The sequence below is a fragment of the Citrobacter sp. Cpo015 genome (assembly GCF_030333035.1).
In the GTDB taxonomy this organism is placed as follows: Bacteria; Pseudomonadota; Gammaproteobacteria; order Enterobacterales; family Enterobacteriaceae; genus Citrobacter; species Citrobacter portucalensis.
This window is the reverse complement of the sequence record NZ_JAOWGS010000032.1, coordinates 51341-67725: the sequence shown is the minus strand read 5'-3', so window position 1 is coordinate 67725 and position 16385 is coordinate 51341. Positions and strand designations below refer to the sequence as shown.

Below are 16385 nucleotides of genomic sequence, written 5' to 3'. Positions count from 1 at the left end.
AACGATGAAAACCATTTTCAAAAACGGAAATGTAATCGATGGGACGGGCAGTGAAGGCAGGATTGCCGATGTGATGGTTGATGAAGGACGTATTGTCGAAATCGGTCAAATTGAGGTTGGCATCAATGAACAGGTAATTGATGCAACAGGAAAAATTATTTGCCCTGGCTTTATTGATACCCATACGCACTCTGACCTGTCGGCCATTATTAACCCCGCGCTGTCGGCAAAAATTCGTCAGGGTATTACCACCGAACTGTTGGGCCAGGACGGCGTCGCCTTAGCACCGCTACCTGAAGAATATATTCCAGCCTGGCGTAAAAATATCGCCGGGCTGGACGGTGACACCGACAAAATTGACTGGAAATATAAAAATACAGACGGTTATCTCAATCTGCTGGCATCGCGTCATCCGGCGACAAACCTCGCGTATTTAGTTCCTCATGGCAACGTGCGCATGGAAGCGATGGGTCTGGATGGGCGTCCTTCAACCCGTGAAGACGTGGCGAAGATGTGTGAAGTCCTTGAGCGGGAGCTAAAGGCTGGGGCATTTGGACTTTCCACTGGACTTATCTATATGCCTTGCGCCTTTGGTGATACTGCCGAAATGATTGAACTGTGTAAGGTCACGGCGAAATATGACGGGATCTTTGTGGTGCATCAGCGCAGTGAAGCTGACGATATTATCAACTCAACCCAGGAACTGATTGATATCGCCAAAGCCACTGGCGTCTGGCTACATATTTCGCATATGAAGGTTTGCGGCAAGAAAAACTGGGGGCTGATCGACCAGATGCTGGGCATGCTGGAACAGGCGCAGGAAGAGGGAATTCGTATCTCTTTCGACCAGTATCCGTATGTGGCGGGCAGTACGATGCTTGGCGTGATCCTGCCGCCCTGGGTTCACTCCGGTGGTACGGACAAATTACTTGAGCGTCTCGCCTCTCCAGAACTGCGCGCCAAAATGATTGATGATATTCAGCAGGGTATTCCTGGCTGGGATAACTTTATCGATTTTGCCGGCTTGGACCAGATTTTTGTCACCAGCGTGAAAACGGCAAAAAATCAGGATGCTGTCGGTTTGAACCTCGTCCAGTTGGGCGAGCTGCGCGGAAAAGATCCGTACAACGCCACCTTCGATCTGCTCTTTGAAGAGGAAAACGCCGTGGGGATGGTCGACTTCTACGGTACCGAAGAGCACGTGATTAAGTTTCTCTGTCGACCTGAGCAAAACGTCTGTACCGACGGCTTAATGGGGGCTGGCAAACCGCACCCGCGCGTGTTTGGCGCATTCCCTCGCGTACTCGGTAAATATGTCCGTGAAGAGGGATGTCTGAGCTGGGAAGCGGCAATCCGCAAGATGACGGGAAAACCTGCTGAAGTATTGGGTTTGCAGGATCGCGGACTGCTGAAGGTGGGTTATGCAGCGGATATTGTGATGTTCGATCCGAACACAATTACGGATAAAGGCACTTTTGTGGAACCCAATCAGTACCCGGAAGGGATTGAAATTGTCATGGTTAATGGGCGCATTGCCTTAATCAATGGCACGGAAAGTTATGCCTGTAGCGGTACGGTTATTAGAAAACAATATTAATAAATAACGCTAAACACGCATGGATCTATCGCGACTATTTGTGGCCGCGGTAGATCACTACACCCTAAGGACATCACAATGAACCTACAAACGTCTTTACCTTCAGGTAAACCCAAGACCTGGAAAGCAAGATATACCGTCCTGACCCTGATCTGGCTGGCGTGGCTGCTCTCTTTTCTCGACAGAATGGTGATGAGCGTTTCGCTCCCTTATATTGGCAAAGATTTAAATCTTGATACGACTCAACAAGGTTTAATTATTAGCGCCTTTTTTATTGGTTATGCTGCGTTTCAAATTCCCGGTGGATTACTGGCGGATAAATTTGGCTCGCGCAAAATCATGGCCATTGGTATTGCATGGTGGTCTGTGTTCACCAGCTTAACCGGCGCTGTGCTGACGCTGCCGCTGATGTTAGCAGTACGGTTCTTCTTTGGTATCGGTGAGGGATGTTTCCCGTCGGCCTCATGGAAGATGATATCAACCTATTTCCCGTCGAAAGAGCGTGGTCGCGCCACGGCGATTCAGTCAACGGTTAACACCTTAGGCCCAGCGCTGGCGGTAGTTGTGGCGGCAAGCATCATCGGGGCATTTGGCTGGCACATGGTTTTTATCGTGCTGGGTATTCCCGGTCTGTTTATCGCGGCAGGTATCTACTTATTTACGCGTGACAACCCGAAAGATCACCCTGCCATTACGCAGCAAGACCTGGCGGAGCTGGCTGCTGACGATCAGGGGAGCCTGCAAAACACCAGCGCTATCGCGTTTAAAGACGTACTCAAAATGCCAGTGCTCTGGCAAATGGCCAGTATCTGGTTTTTGTTTGATATTACCTTCTGGGGTTTTTCAACCTGGCTACCAAGCTACCTGATTACCGTACGAGAGTTTTCTCTGGCAAAGACCGGTGTCATGGCGGCCATTCCCTTCCTGTTCGGGGCAGGCGGAACATTATTAGGCGGTTATTGCTCAGACAAATTCAAACCCCAGCGTAAAACGCTGTATGTCGTAACCTCTGTTATTGCCGCGGGATTCCTGTATCTGACTTTCAGCGTGAGCAGTGCAGATATGGCGGTGGTTTATCAGTGTGTCTCAGCCCTGTTCATGTTCTTTGCCATGGCGACGTTCTGGGGCATTCTGATGGATACGATCCCGAGCAACATCATGGGGCGGGCATCCGGTATTGTTAACTTTGGCGGCCAGATGGCAGGAGTTGTATCAGCGCCCATCATCGGCTGGCTTATCCAAAGCAGCGGCGGAAGCTATAACAGCGCCTTTATCTTTATGATTGCTGCACTGTTGTGCTCAGCTGTCGTTACACTGACAGTCAAAAGCTCGCACGCAGTGGGAGCGTTGCCCAGTAAAGCCTGATTAATGTCTCTCTCTTGTGGCTCTGCTATTCCAGAGCCACATTAAGGATGACGGAAATAAGTGATTAAGAGCCTATCCCATTAGGCTCTTAGTGGAAACTCAGGAATCGGTTTGATAGAAATGCAGAGGATCTTTTAATCGTTTTCTCTAAGGAAAACAGTATAGGATTTTGTAAACTACAAAAATGAGATGTTTTGTTATCTCTTTTATCTATAACAGGAAAGGGGTAAAAAACCTTATTTTTAGGGAAGCATTCTGTATAAATGCTCATATGGTTTAATACTTCGCTGTTCAATGGTTTGGCCTTGTTACATATCTCGTTGGCGAATGCGCTGCATTTGCTGCAATTACAACGACATGCAGAATATTCAGTCGAGGTGAGGGAATCATTATTGCTAATATTAAATCCTAGCTTTCCTCGCCGGATATAAGCATCCATTATTCCACTGGCTTCATATTTTAGCAGTAATCCCTCCCGTTCACTCCGCGTTAAAGATGGCGATAATATATAACTCAGCAACAAGGTGGTTCTTTCATTTATGGATGGATATAGATTTAAATTGTTGTTCTGTTTCGTCTTAATGATGAAATAGGACGCGATGACAAAGCCAAGGCATCGAGCGGTACTCATCTGCAGGTCCCAGTTGTCTTTTTGTACGGTATATTCGTAAGTTACAGGCATGAGTGAATGTTCGTACGCTAGAAAGTCGGCAATAAACTCCATGGTCCTGATATACGGAAGTTGGTTGCCATTCATCTTGATGTATTGATGCTGGCAACACATCAAATGAACCAATTCATGAAAGAAAACGAAGTTCATAAAAGAGCGGGCGGTGTTAAGAGATACCTCTACTGAATGTATGTCAACGCGATTGGCTATAATACATAGCGCTGTATCAGCTAAGGCTGTGTGTTTAAATATGGAGGCAAGATCGAGACTGATGTTTAAGTTGTATGTTCCTGCAACAATAATTACCCATGAATAGAATCTGTGATTAATTGCAATATATGCAATATCTTCGTGGATAACTATCTGGATTAATGGTTCATTTTCGTTCACAAAACCCCATACGGTTTTGTTCACCGGGATGAGTGAGTCTTTACCCAGCCAGGCTTCGATCATCAAATCCAGCTCAGTAAATGAGTACCATGTAATATCGGTATCAATATTTTCAGGTGAACACCAGGATTGATAAGGCCATGCGTCAGGCATTGTGTCAGGGAATGCAACATTGTTTAATGATTCTCGTATTTGATTCATTTTGCTATACGCCATCAATCAATTGCTTTGCTTACTACCAGAAGATAAGCGTAACTTGCTGTTCTGGTAACCTATTTTTCTCCTTAGAATGTGAAAGTGGTGCTTTTAACGTTGGCCGGTTTTTCTTCCCGCCAGGTTGTGCCAGTGTACGATCCTTCTGGATTTACAGTTTCTCCAAAATTCAGGTTAGTAAAATTGTTATCACCCGAAAGTATGAAAAAATGCTCTATCTTATTTTTTATCAGCGCATCGATGTAACCTGGAAATTTGAAAATACGCTGTTTCTGCTTTATTTAAGCATAAAGACAAGTGTAGGATAATTTCATATAGAAATAAAATTAACAAAGAACTGTCGTAGGCAACGTATTGAAAATAATATTTGTTTTTAATGTAAAGTTGCTGGCATAGAAATGTGCATAGGAATGTCCAACGTAAACGGCTATTTGATGGCGGCTTTCCACCATGCCATCCTAACGGGAGGTTCGTCAGATGAGGGGCATTTTCCGTATTTTTACGGTTCTAATGCTTACTACGCTATTGATATTAATAACTTTGTTAAGAATGAACCCTAATAAATGAAAGACCTGTCCTACATGTGTAGGAATTTTCCTTTACGTTGTGTTAATGATTTGATATTTACAAAGGTTCAAAGTTTAATTTTTGTAAATTAAAATGTTACTTTTATGATTTATTCATTCGAATTATGAAAAAATAATAAAATATACGCGTGGCTATGCTAGAATTTTCCTCTTAAAGTCTTGCGTTTATAAAACATAATATTGAAGACTCATCTGCTCTATAGCCATCGCCTCTCTTTATTTATCGGGATTCTTATACGCAATGAACGCGATAATCGTTGACGATCACCCATTGGCTCGCATTGCCATCCGCAACTTACTCGATACCAATGGTATCGCTGTGACCACCGAACTCGACAGTGGGGATCAAGTGGTTCAAACCGTTGAAAAAACTAAACCGGAGCTGTTGATTATCGATGTGGATATTCCGGGTATCAGTGGCATCGAAGTGCTGGAGCAGCTGAGAAAGCGGCACTATGCTGGTGTAATCATTATCATTTCAGCCAAAAATGAATTTTTTTACGGCAAACGTAGCGCCGAATACGGTGCTAACGGATTTGTGAGTAAAAAAGAAGGTATGAATAATATTCTTGCCGCAATCGAAGCAGCAAAAAATGGCTATAGCTATTTTCCCTTTTCCCTTGAGCATTTTACTGGTTCATCCGTCAGCGAGCAGGATAAGCTTGATACGTTGTCGAACCAGGAAATGAGAGTATTGCGTTATATCCTTAATGGCATGGATTACAGCACAATTGCCAGCAAAATGAATATCAGTAATAAAACGGTAAGTACCTATAAAAGCCGGTTGATGGAAAAATTAGATTGTTCATCATTAATGGAAATTTATGATTATGCGCAGAGAAATAAAATAGGATAGAGTAATGCTGGAACGCTTTTTTATTTTTTTGATGGTCATCTTTACCATCGGGTTGTCTACGGGTGTAAGCTCAGCTCGGCAAGTTGAGCTAAAAAGTAACTATAATACCTCAGTGCAAAATATCGGCTTGAACAGGGAAGAAACAAACTGGTTAGCGCATAAAAAAAACTTGGTTGTTGGCACCTGGTTACCGGAAGTCTCCCCCATTGTTTATCAAAATAGCGGTGAATATTATCGGGGCGTCAACGCGGATTACCTTGCGTTAATGCAAAAGAACCTCAATCTAAAAATCATTATAAAGCAGTATGATAATGAGCAAGAGGCGCTGGCCGCGCTCGCCAATAACGATGTTGATACGCTGATAACCCAACTGTCCCGACGCCAGGATGTTGGCGGGAATTTGTTGCGTACTTCGGCATTGCTGACCACGTGGCCGACGCTTGTAACATCGCTAAAAAACACTATGCTGCCGCTGACCTCGAACCATCAGGTTAGCGTCGCGTGTGTGCGGGATTGCCCTTTTCTCGATGTTATCCAGGGGGCTTTTCCTGAGGCTAAAGTCTCATTTTATGACGACGAGTATCAGGCTATGGCGTCGGTAGTGAATGGCGATAACCAATATTATATTGGTAACAATATCACCAGCAGTCATTGTATCTCTCGATACTTCTCACAATCACTGGTTATTACGCACTACTTTGATAAGCAAGAACAATATAATTATTTTGTCGTTAACGAAGATCAGCCTGTATTAAGAAATATTCTTGATGGTTTCATTACGTCAATCAGTAATGAAATTCATATGCAAGTCATGCAGAACTGGCTGAACCGCGGCAACCTTGCCTATCTGAATGCGCCTATTCCTTTCACCGATCAGGAAAAAGCGTGGTTGAAGAAAAAGCATGTTATCCGCATTTTAATCAACCCAGATTACTCGCCCTATACGCTGGTCGATCGCAGTGGTGAGTTACGCGGTATTATTGGTGATTTGCTGAATATTATTCATCTGCAAACGGGGCTCGATTTTGAACCCATTTTAGCTAGCTCCAAAAGTGAGCAGACAAAGCAAATAAGCGGCGAACAGTGGGATATGTATCCCACTATCACGCTAACTCATCAAAACCCGAGCAATTCGGCCTTTAGCGATCCGCTGATGAATGTGGCATTTGTGATGATCACTTCCCGTGAGGAAACCGCCGAATCGCTACTGGAGAAGCCGATACGCATTGCTTTGCCTGCCGGGCATGTGCTGGAAAGCGAGCTGAAGCAACGCTATCCGCAGGCCACTTGGGTGAATGCGGATACTGGCAGTGTTGCGATGGCCATGGTCAAGGAGGGCAGCGTTGATGCGGCAATCGCTACCGAATTGTCGGCAAGATTTATGGTCGATCATTACTACCAGAAAAATATGCACTTTTTTAGGCTTCCAGATATGCCTGGTGCGTCGGTAAGTTTTGCAATCTCTCCCCGCGAGCCGATGTTGAAGTCTGTTATGGATAAAGCGCTACAGGCTATACCGCCACGTGAAATTTTGCAGATGACGGAGAGGTGGTCGAAAATTTCCAATACGCAGGTCGATTTCTGGAGTCGATATAGCAAACAGTTCTATCAACTGGGGATATTCGCGCTGCTGCTGATAGCAATTAGCCTGATCTGGGGGATCTCACTCTCCCGTGAGGTAAATAAAAGGAAACAATCGCAGCGGCTACTGGAAGAGCAGCTTCATCTCAAAGAAGCATTATCTCAAGAACTGGAAAACGAAAAGAATAAAGCGATTGAAGCAACCAAGGCCAAAAGTCGCTTTCTGGCGAGTATGAGCCATGAATTACGTACTCCGGTAAGTTCGATTGTTGGCTTTGTGGAATTACTGTCGAGTTCAGAACTCAGCCCGGCACAGCGAAAAGAGGCGATTGCCCTTACCGGGGCGACGGCCCAGTCATTGCTTGGGCTGATCGGTAAGATACTGGATGTGGATAAGATTGAGTCTGGTAAATACCAGGTTGTTCCTCAATGGACGGATCTCTCGCAGCTCATTGAATTGCAGTGTCACTCTTTCGATGCCTTAGCCAGACAGAGAGGCATTACGCTTGCCTGCGTTAGCCAGTTGCCGGCGAACGAGCGGGTATTTGTCGATCAGCAGGCTTTGCGGCAAATTCTCACCAACCTGGTGGGTAATGCGTTGAAGTTTACCGAGCAGGGCAGCATTCATGTAACGGCCCGTTTGACGCCTGACGGGGAGAATCACGGTACCCTGACCATCGCCATTAGCGACACCGGTTGCGGGATTAGTGAAGATGAGCAGGCGGGGCTGTTTCAGCGTTACGCTCAGGGACGCTGCGGGCGTCAACAAACCGGTTCCGGTCTTGGGTTATTTATCTGCAAAGAACTGGTGACGTTGATGGGCGGCACGCTGGAGTTGATGAGCGTCCCGTTGCAAGGAACCACGTTTACCATAACGCTGCCGGTTGAAACGGCTCGTCAGTCGATTGTATCGGATGGCGATGCGCCCGGTACTCTGTTACCGCTTCCGTGTCTGTCTATTTTGATAGCTGACGATAATCCAACCAATCGCCTGCTGCTCAAGCGACAGTTGAATGCCATTGGCTACAGCGTGGATGAAGCGTGTGATGGGGAGGAAGCAGAAGCCAAACTGGCGAAGAAATCGTACGATCTGCTGATAACCGATGTAAATATGCCGAAAAAAGACGGGTTTGATCTCGCGGCTTCGCTACGTCGTCAACAGCCGAATTTACAAATATGGGGACTGACGGCCAGCGCACTTCCACAGTCACGCGATCGATGCCTGCAAAATGGTATGAACTTGTGCCTGTTCAAGCCTGTGTCGATTCAGACACTGACCCATGAATTGAGTAATATCGAAACCGGTTATGCGTCTCCTTGTACAATCCGGCATTTGAAATTCAATGTGTTGACGGAAAATACCGGCGGCGATCGCGCACTGATGAACGAGATTCTCGAGACATTTCGCGAGGCAACGCTGAATGATATACAAGCGGCTGAGAAAGCCGTTCTGCAAGATGAATCTCAGCTGTTTTTGCGAGCCCTTCACCGGTTGCATGGCTCGGCGCAAATTCTGGGTATCACTGCGCTACAGAACCTGTGCGAACCTTTCGAATCCAGACGACATGACGATCTTTCTCTGTCAGAACGCGAGGAGGCATTGCAGAAGATCATTGCTGTTATGCGGGAAATTGAGATTGAGATAGACAGTCTGATTAGCCATTAATCCCCCTGATCGGGTAGCTGTAGCTGCCCGATCAGGAGAGAAAGTCCTGGTTCAACACTCCGTAGTGCTGAGTACTACTGGCCTGCGCCGATCATCTCGCTATCGACCACAATGCCATCTTCAGCACCTTTTAACACAAGGTTTGCTTCATAGTATTTACCGGAAGTCAGCAGTTTTTGCGCGCTGGCAACGGCTTTACGAGTCTGATTCAGAGGCATCAGGTATTGGGTCTGAAGCACGCTGATACCAGCCAGTTGCAGAGTATCCACTGCACCTTTCCAGTCGCCTTTGGCCATTTTGCCATTCGCTGTTTTGATAGCGGATTCTTTGGCCGGAGTCGCAATATAGTCTTCTGACAGCGCGACCGTAGCGTTAATAACCACGTACTGATCGTCAATCATCTTGGCTTTAGGCGCAGCTTTTACAAATTTCGCCCAATCTTTGCTGTCGCCTGCCAGCAGGGAAGCCGCGTCATCGGTTAATTTTTTAGCGCTGTCAGGCTGTCCATGAAACAGGGCCAGACGAGCAAGCTGAATATCACGCATCGCATTTGCGCCTTGCACTGCGACCTGCATAACATCGGCAGCTTCTTTTTGTACATTTGCGGTAGCAGCTTGCGCCGGAGTGGTTGTGGTAGCAGTAGCAGCCATCACTGGTGCTGAACCCATCATGGTTGCAAGCACACCCGCAAGAATAATCTTTTTCATTACTTTCTCCTGAATAAATTTGGTATATGTCACCAAACGCAATAAGCATATTAAATAATGTTAAAGAGAGGAATCAGAGCCAAGATAGAATAATGACCGTTTAATCCTACAAGTGTCAGATGTCTGACATGTGTAGGAATATACGCATAGCGACATTCTCTTGTTCTTATATACGCTTCCTTAGTGGAAGTCTTATCATTCCACTGTAAGTAACATATGTTGAGTGAGTAATAATTCTTGTGTCAACAGGTTACATTGCGTTTATATATAACGGAGGATGTATGTTTGTTTTTAATCAGCGTAGCCTGAGAGCGTTTAATGAAAAAACACTCGTTCATTATAAAAAGCACGCGACGATTATGGCGGTGTTGATGTTGATTTGTGGCATCTGCTGCTTGATTTATCCGATTGCTGCAGGTGTTTATTTAAGCTATGCAACCGGTTTTATGTTCCTGGTATGTGGTTTCTATTCTATTTATAGCCTGTTTAGCTCAGGTAAAAAGCAATTGAAAGCCAAATTTACCTATGCCTTTTTTGCTATCGCGTGGTTACTGCTGGGTTACTGTTTCCTCGTGAATCCTGTGATAGGCATGAATTCACTGGCAATGGTATTTTGCTGCCTGTTTATTCTGGGGGGGATTTTTCGTATCGCCTCTGGGGTCAAGCTGTTCCGTAGTCCGGGTTATGGATGGAACATTTTTATTGGTATTTTTGACCTGCTTATTGCCGGCGTATGGCTGAATATGGATCCCGACAGATCGTATGTATTTACCTCAATTTTTATTGGTGTCGAGATGATCTTTAGTTCTTTAGCTTTTATCAGTCTGCGTAGAAATGCGACGCTGGTTAAAACTGATAAGCTCGCCGATAAAAATTAATGCTAACTCTGGAGCGCATAGTGAATATTAAAATGATGGTTTCTGCGGCTATTCTTGTGACCTCTGTTATGGCACCAATGACCCGTGCTTTGGCTACTCAGGCAACGGAAGCTGCGCCACAAGATATGACCTGTAAAGAATTTGTTGATATGAGTCAGCAATACAAGACGGCAATTGCCTTTGTGATTGTTAATAAAAATTCTGACTTTAAAGGCGATGATTATGTTCCCCTGCATGAGGTGGAAACGGAAGCTGTACCGAAAATGGTTAAAATGTGTCATCAGCATCCGAATACTAAACTGGGTGAACTGGCTGTAAATCTGAAAGGTTCCGGTCTGCACTATTGATTAACCGTTTTGATAGCCTGGCTTTTGTTAGAATTGACAACCTCTGTTCCTACCCTCAGTCGTTCCTTATAAAAAATCCGCGTAATTTACCCTGCTATCCACGAGAAACTCGCTGGATAGCCGTGCCCGCTAATAACCGTAGACCTGACAAACGAAGCCCCATCCCTGGAAATTTAATAATCTAAACCCAGGGATAGGGCAGGGGATCAGCGTCGAGCTTTAAATCGCGCTAACGTATTTTCAACGAGGACAAAGAACACGGGAACAAAATAGATTGCCAGTACCGTCGCGGCCAGCATCCCACCGATAACCCCCGTACCGACGGCATTTTGCGCACCAGAGCCCGCGCCGTTGCTTATTGCCAGTGGAATAACCCCCAGGATGAAGGCCAGTGAGGTCATCAGAATTGGACGTAAGCGCATTTGCGCGGCTTCCACCGCAGCCTCAAGCGGCGTTTTCCCTTCTTTCTGCATAATCTCGACGGCAAACTCGACGATCAGAATGGCGTTTTTAGCCGACAGCCCCATGGTGGTGAGCAGGCCGACCTGGAAATAAACATCATTGCTCAGGCCGCGCAGATCGGTAGCCAGCAAAGCGCCGACCACCCCGATTGGCACAACCAGCATCACCGAGAACGGGATCGACCAGCTTTCATACAGTGCCGCCAGCGCCAGAAACACGACGATCAGCGAAATGCCGTACAGCATTGGTGCCTGGTTTGTGGATAGCGCCTCCTGATAAGACAGACCGGTCCAGGCATAGCCGACGCCTGCGGGCAGTTTATTAATCAGCGATGCCATAAATTTCATCGCATCACCGCTGCTTTTCCCTTCAACCGGCTGGCCCAGAATTTCCATTGCTGGTTGGCCGTTGTAGCGTTCAAGGCGAGGAGAACCGTAGGTCCACTCGGTGGATGAGTAGGCGGAGAGCGGCGTCATGGAACCGGAGGCGTTACGTACGTACCAGTGGTTGATATTGTCCGGCAACATACGGAACGGCGTATCGGCCTGGACATACACTTTTTTTACGCGCCCCTGGTTCAGGAAATCATTGACATAGCGACTACCAAACGCGGTGGAGATGGTCTGATTAATATCCGATAACGCAACGCCCATAGCTTCAGCCTTTTTGGCGTTGACGTGAATGCGGAACATCGGTGTATCTTCCAGACCGTTCGGACGCACCCCGTCGACCTCACCGGATGACTGGTTGGCCAAAGCCAGAAGCTGGTTCCGCGCCTGCATCATTTTTTCATGCCCAAGATTACCGTTATCCAGCAGCTCCATATCAAACCCTGATGCGGTGCCCAATTCTGCGACCGCCGGTAAATTGAACGGATAAACGACGGCATTATTGATGGCGCTTAAGGCCATCATGGCCCGTCGAATAATGGCGGTAACCGAGTTTTCTTCGCCAACGCGTTCTGACCAGGGCTTCAGGCTGATAAACGCCAGACCGTTGTTTTGTCCCTGGCCGCTGAAACCAAATCCGCCGACGGTGAAAACAGAAGCAACGTTTTTCTGCTCTTTCGTCAGGTAGTAGTCGGTTATTTCCCCGAGCACTTTGCTGGTGTTCACCATCGTTGAACCCGAAGGCAATTGTGCCGTGGTCATGAATACCCCCTGATCTTCTTCAGGCAGAAACGAGGTCGGAGTGCGTAAAAACAGCACAATCATGCCCGCGCCAATGACTAAATAGACGACCATATAACGGCCTGTGCGACGTAGCAGTCTACGGGTGCTGTCCGTGTAGTGCTGAGTGCATTTCTCCATGAAGTGATTGAAACGGGTAAACAAAAAATGTGTGTTTTCCTTTTCTCCTTCGTGGGATTTCAACAACATAGCGCAAAGTGCAGGCGTCAGGCTCATTGCCACAAATACCGACAGCAGCATGGAGGAGATCAAGGTGATGGAAAACTGACGGAAAATTTCACCCGTTGCCCCGCTCATAAACGCCATCGGCATAAATACGGCGGATAACACGACGGCAATACCAACCAGCGCCCTCTGGAGCTGGCCCATTGCTTTATGCGTTGCCGCTTTTGGAGACAAGTGCTCTTCAGCAATAATACGTTCTACGTTCTCAACCACCACGATGGCATCATCGACCAACAGCCCTATCGCCAGCACCATGCCAAACATCGTGAGCGTGTTAATCGAAAAACCGGCGACGTCGAGTATTGCAAAGGTTCCGAGGATAACCACCGGAACGGCGATAGTGGGGATAAGCGTCGCACGGAAACTCTGCAAAAACAGATACATGACGAGGAATACCAGAATGATTGCCTCGATCAAAGTATGAAAAACACCCTGAATCGAAATCTCGATAAACGGCGTGGTGTCATAGGGATAAACGGTTTTCATACTGGCCGGAAACCAGGCCGATAATCTGTTCAGCTCTTGTTTGACCGCCTGGGACGTTGCCAGGGCATTGGCACCAGCGGCAAGTTTAATCGCAATCCCGGCGGCGGGTTTGCCGTTGTAACGTGCAACCGTTGCATAATTTTCCGCACCCAGCTCAATGCGCGCGACATCGCGCAGCAGAACCTGAGAACCATCTTGCTGAACTTTAAGGAAGATCTTGCCAAATTCATCGGTCGTTTGCAGACGCGTCTGGACGATTATCGACGCATTTAACTGCTGATCGGCTGACTGAGGCATACCCCCCAACTGCCCGCCAGATATCTGATTATTCTGCACTTTGAGCTGGGTAATGACGTCCTCGGGAGTGAGGTTATACTTGTCGAGCTTTTGTGGATCCAACCAGATGCGCATGGCGTATTGCGAACCGAATAACTGTACGCTCCCCACCCCGGCAGTGCGGCTTAGCGGATCTTTAATGTTCGAGGCTACATAGTCGGCAATATCATATTGGCTCAGGCTGTTATTATCAGAGATAAAACCGGCAACCATTAAGATATTGCTGCTGGATTTATCAACGCTGATCCCTTGCTGTTGTACTTCCTGTGGCAAGGAAGGCATCGCCAGCTGTAGTTTATTCTGTACCTGAACCTGCGCAATATCGGGTGACGTACCCGTTTTGAAGGTCAGGATAATCGAGGCATTACCTGCCGCATCGCTGGTGGATGACATATACATCAGGCCATCAAGACCATTCATATTCTGTTCAATCACCTGGGTGACGGAGTCTTCAACGGTCTTTGCGTCAGCCCCTGGGTAGGCAGCGCTGATGGTAATGGTTGGGGGCGCAATTTGTGGATATTGGGCGACAGGCAGGTTCATTATCGCGATACCGCCCGTAAACATCATGATAATAGCGAGCACCCAGGCGAAAACCGGGCGCTCAATAAAAAAGTTGGCCATGAAGAAAGTGTCCTTAATGCCTGAAATATTACTGTTCAGCTACCGTGTCAGGTGTGTTCAGTTTTGAAGGGAGGACCCGGGCTTTGATTCCCGGACGAATTCTTTGTAATCCGGACACAATGACCCGATCGCCAGGATGTAATCCCGCGGTCACTAACCATTGATTACCAACGGCCTTCACTGCGTTTATTTCACGCAGTTGCACTACGTTTTCCTGGTCAAGGATCAGCGCGGTGGCTTTTCCTTGCTCGTTATGCGTAATTCCTTGCTGGGGGACCATCAACACGTTTTGTTGACTACCTTCATCCAGCAACGCCGTGACATACATACCGGGTAAAATTTCACCTTCAGGATTGGGAAATACGGCGCGCAGGGTTACCGAACCGGTGGTCTCATCAACAGCGGGATCGGAAAACTCAAGCGTACCGGTATGGCGATAGGGCTTGCCGTTTTCCAGCATTAGCTCAACCGGAATTTTGCCTTGTTGCTGGGCGATTTGGCCGTTGGCTTTCTCTTCTTTCAGGCGTAAGAAGTCCTGTACTGACTGGGTTAAATCAACATAAATCGGATCTAATCTCTGAACGGTGACCAGCGCGTTTTCCTGATTGGCAGTAACCAGGGCACCCACGGTCACGGAAGATTTGCCGCTAATGCCATCAATGGGCGAGGTAACATTGGCGTATCGAAGATTGATGGTGGCTTGTTCAAGATCCGCTTTAGCGACGGCAACATTGGCTTGTGCTTCATTAAGCTGTGAACGCGTCGTGTCATAGTCCTGGCGGCTGACGTAATTAGATTTTATTAACGCTGACTGCCGATTGAGTGTCAGACGAACATTATTGGCGGTAGCCTGTGCCTTTGCCAACGCGCCTTTGGCTGAGTCCAGTCGTGCCTGCAGCGGGGCAGGATCAATTTGATACAGTGATTCTCCTTTGCTGACTTTATCGCCTTCAACAAAGTTGCGTTTTATGATGATCCCACCAACCTGAGGACGGATTTCGGCGATCTCGAACGCAAGCGCGCGACCCGGAAGTTCACTTTTAATATTTACTGAGGAGGGCGCTAAGGTAACAACGCCGACCTCGGGCTCCATGGCGGTTTTTACTGCAGGTTTATTATCGCAGGCGGTGATGATGACGCTACTAAAGAATAATGGTATCAACAGTAAGCATTTTCTGTTCATAGTAATCCCTGAATAATGTATAAACACAAATGTTCTTTTATTGCATGCAGGGTGGGGGAGTTGTCGGTAAATAACAAAAGATGGTCAGGCATGAGAAGGGTAAAGCCCATTTCTTCGCTAACAAATTAGCGGTTAAAAATTATATGTAACAGGAAGAATGCATGTTAAGCGAAGGATCTCATGAAGCAGGATGGCGCAATAAGATAAACGCGGGGTGATGAGAAGGGTTGTTTGCCAACACTTGACTCCGGAATATAGTCGCGCCATCTTACCTCTGGGATTATTTCACTAGTTCCGGAGTTACCTGAGTGACTGTATTGGCGTAGTAAGGCGCTCCCCACATCGGCTCAGGCCAGAATGCGCCGTAACCATAATCCCACATGTTATAGGTGGTGTTGACAGACTCAGTTAAATGCCAAACCTGGATTCCTTGTAAATCAACTTTAACAAAGTTGTACGGGACTTTGTTGATGAATCCTGACTCATCTCCTTGAATTGTTCCCAAAATGGTCACGAAATGGTTTCTGTAGTTTACCGGATCGAGGAAACCTTTCTGCTGGGCAAGAATACGTCCCTGATAGCTCGCGTCTATTTGTGGCTTAGCAGAGTCGTTCAGTGGCAAAACGGCGATTTCCAGCAACGTATCATTTTTGGTGTTAATCACATTGATGACTTTACCACCAAAGCGAGCCTGTTGACCGGTATATAAACCGGGCTGGTTATGCACGGAGATAAAGTTTTTTTGGATATCGGGTTGATTATTACCTTTGATATTCTCAGGAATGGAAGCACATGATGCCAGGGTGAAAGCAAGGGCAATAATCATCAACCCTTTTGTATTTTTCATTTTACTTTCCTGCTTAAAAAAGACAGGTCTATAGTAAACCTTTGCGTATTATTGTCAGCATGCGCATTGTTGATTATCTAATATTAATATAATTGTAGCTTATGGTAATAACGGATTGTATTTTATCTGGTCGCTGAATGAGGGCGATATTTTCAACGACCATAAAAGTAACGGC

Annotated in this window: 11 protein-coding genes; 6 read left to right on the top strand and 5 right to left on the bottom strand. The window is 46.7% G+C overall.

The annotated features are described in order from the left end of the window. Nucleotides 1-4 precede the first annotated feature (4 nt). Together OGY67_RS12820 and OGY67_RS12815 are read left to right on the top strand one after the other, a co-directional pair. Nucleotides 5-1597: an N-acyl-D-amino-acid deacylase family protein gene (locus OGY67_RS12820; RefSeq protein ID WP_008785573.1), complete on the top strand. Its 1593-nt coding sequence runs from the start codon at nt 5-7 to the stop codon at nt 1595-1597. A gap of 78 nt (nt 1598-1675) precedes the next feature. Next, nucleotides 1676-2962 carry an MFS transporter gene (locus OGY67_RS12815; RefSeq protein WP_003826074.1) on the top strand — a complete coding sequence of 429 codons (1287 nt, stop codon included), beginning with the start codon at nt 1676-1678 and terminating at the stop codon, nt 2960-2962. A gap of 88 nt (nt 2963-3050) precedes the next feature. On the opposite strand, the gene OGY67_RS12810 is transcribed toward OGY67_RS12815, so the two are convergent. Next, nucleotides 3051-4223, bottom strand: a complete 1173-nt coding sequence (locus OGY67_RS12810) for a hypothetical protein (RefSeq protein WP_286574029.1) — start codon at nt 4221-4223, stop codon at nt 3051-3053. An 840-nt stretch (nt 4224-5063) separates the two neighbouring features. Between OGY67_RS12810 and evgA the strand changes: the two genes are divergently transcribed. Beyond that, a complete protein-coding gene (gene evgA, locus OGY67_RS12805; protein ID WP_008785570.1) occupies nt 5064-5678 on the top strand; it encodes an acid-sensing system DNA-binding response regulator EvgA in 615 nt (204 codons plus the stop codon). Between the two features lie 4 nt (nt 5679-5682). Further along, nucleotides 5683-8925 carry an ATP-binding protein gene (locus OGY67_RS12800; RefSeq protein ID WP_286574028.1) on the top strand — a complete coding sequence of 1081 codons (3243 nt, stop codon included), beginning with the start codon at nt 5683-5685 and terminating at the stop codon, nt 8923-8925. Nucleotides 8926-8999: 74 nt separating this feature from the next. Here the strand turns inward: OGY67_RS12800 and OGY67_RS12795 are convergent, their stop codons facing one another. Further along, the gene (locus OGY67_RS12795) at nt 9000-9632 is read right to left on the bottom strand and encodes a YfdX family protein (protein ID WP_003826081.1); all 633 of its coding nucleotides are present in this window, start codon (nt 9630-9632) and stop codon (nt 9000-9002) included. Nucleotides 9633-9913: 281 nt separating this feature from the next. Here OGY67_RS12795 and OGY67_RS12790 point away from each other — a divergent pair, with 281 nt between their 5' ends. Further along, on the top strand, nt 9914-10510 hold the full coding sequence (locus tag OGY67_RS12790; RefSeq protein ID WP_003826082.1) for a DUF308 domain-containing protein: 597 nt from the start codon (nt 9914-9916) through the stop codon (nt 10508-10510). Continuing rightward, a complete protein-coding gene (locus OGY67_RS12785) occupies nt 10510-10857 on the top strand; it encodes an HdeA/HdeB family chaperone (protein ID WP_020996283.1) in 348 nt (115 codons plus the stop codon). Before OGY67_RS12790 ends, OGY67_RS12785 begins: the two co-directional genes overlap by 1 nt. 206 nt (nt 10858-11063) lie before the next feature. Here OGY67_RS12785 and OGY67_RS12780 read toward each other — a convergent pair whose 3' ends face one another. From OGY67_RS12780 to OGY67_RS12770, 3 genes are all read right to left on the bottom strand, one after another. Next, complete coding sequence (locus tag OGY67_RS12780; protein WP_213752834.1) at nt 11064-14180, bottom strand: efflux RND transporter permease subunit; 3117 nt, start codon at nt 14178-14180, stop codon at nt 11064-11066. 28 nt (nt 14181-14208) lie between these two features. Beyond that, nucleotides 14209-15363, bottom strand: coding sequence for an efflux RND transporter periplasmic adaptor subunit (locus tag OGY67_RS12775; protein WP_008785564.1), 1155 nt, complete (start codon nt 15361-15363; stop codon nt 14209-14211). A gap of 280 nt (nt 15364-15643) precedes the next feature. Beyond that, a complete protein-coding gene (locus OGY67_RS12770) occupies nt 15644-16210 on the bottom strand; it encodes a Slp family lipoprotein (protein WP_003826090.1) in 567 nt (188 codons plus the stop codon). Nucleotides 16211-16385: the final 175 nt, after the last annotated feature.

What these genes read in the sequence shown, in the direction of transcription:
- OGY67_RS12820 (WP_008785573.1), top strand. Translation starts at nt 5, where the DNA reads ATGAAAACCATTTTCAAAAACGGAAATGTAATCGATGGGACGGGCAGT.
- OGY67_RS12815 (WP_003826074.1), top strand. Translation starts at nt 1,676, where the DNA reads ATGAACCTACAAACGTCTTTACCTTCAGGTAAACCCAAGACCTGGAAA.
- OGY67_RS12810 (WP_286574029.1), bottom strand. Translation starts at nt 4,223, where the DNA reads ATGAATCAAATACGAGAATCATTAAACAATGTTGCATTCCCTGACACA.
- evgA (WP_008785570.1), top strand. Translation starts at nt 5,064, where the DNA reads ATGAACGCGATAATCGTTGACGATCACCCATTGGCTCGCATTGCCATC.
- OGY67_RS12800 (WP_286574028.1), top strand. Translation starts at nt 5,683, where the DNA reads ATGCTGGAACGCTTTTTTATTTTTTTGATGGTCATCTTTACCATCGGG.
- OGY67_RS12795 (WP_003826081.1), bottom strand. Translation starts at nt 9,632, where the DNA reads ATGAAAAAGATTATTCTTGCGGGTGTGCTTGCAACCATGATGGGTTCA.
- OGY67_RS12790 (WP_003826082.1), top strand. Translation starts at nt 9,914, where the DNA reads ATGTTTGTTTTTAATCAGCGTAGCCTGAGAGCGTTTAATGAAAAAACA.
- OGY67_RS12785 (WP_020996283.1), top strand. Translation starts at nt 10,510, where the DNA reads ATGCTAACTCTGGAGCGCATAGTGAATATTAAAATGATGGTTTCTGCG.
- OGY67_RS12780 (WP_213752834.1), bottom strand. Translation starts at nt 14,180, where the DNA reads ATGGCCAACTTTTTTATTGAGCGCCCGGTTTTCGCCTGGGTGCTCGCT.
- OGY67_RS12775 (WP_008785564.1), bottom strand. Translation starts at nt 15,363, where the DNA reads ATGAACAGAAAATGCTTACTGTTGATACCATTATTCTTTAGTAGCGTC.
- OGY67_RS12770 (WP_003826090.1), bottom strand. Translation starts at nt 16,210, where the DNA reads ATGAAAAATACAAAAGGGTTGATGATTATTGCCCTTGCTTTCACCCTG.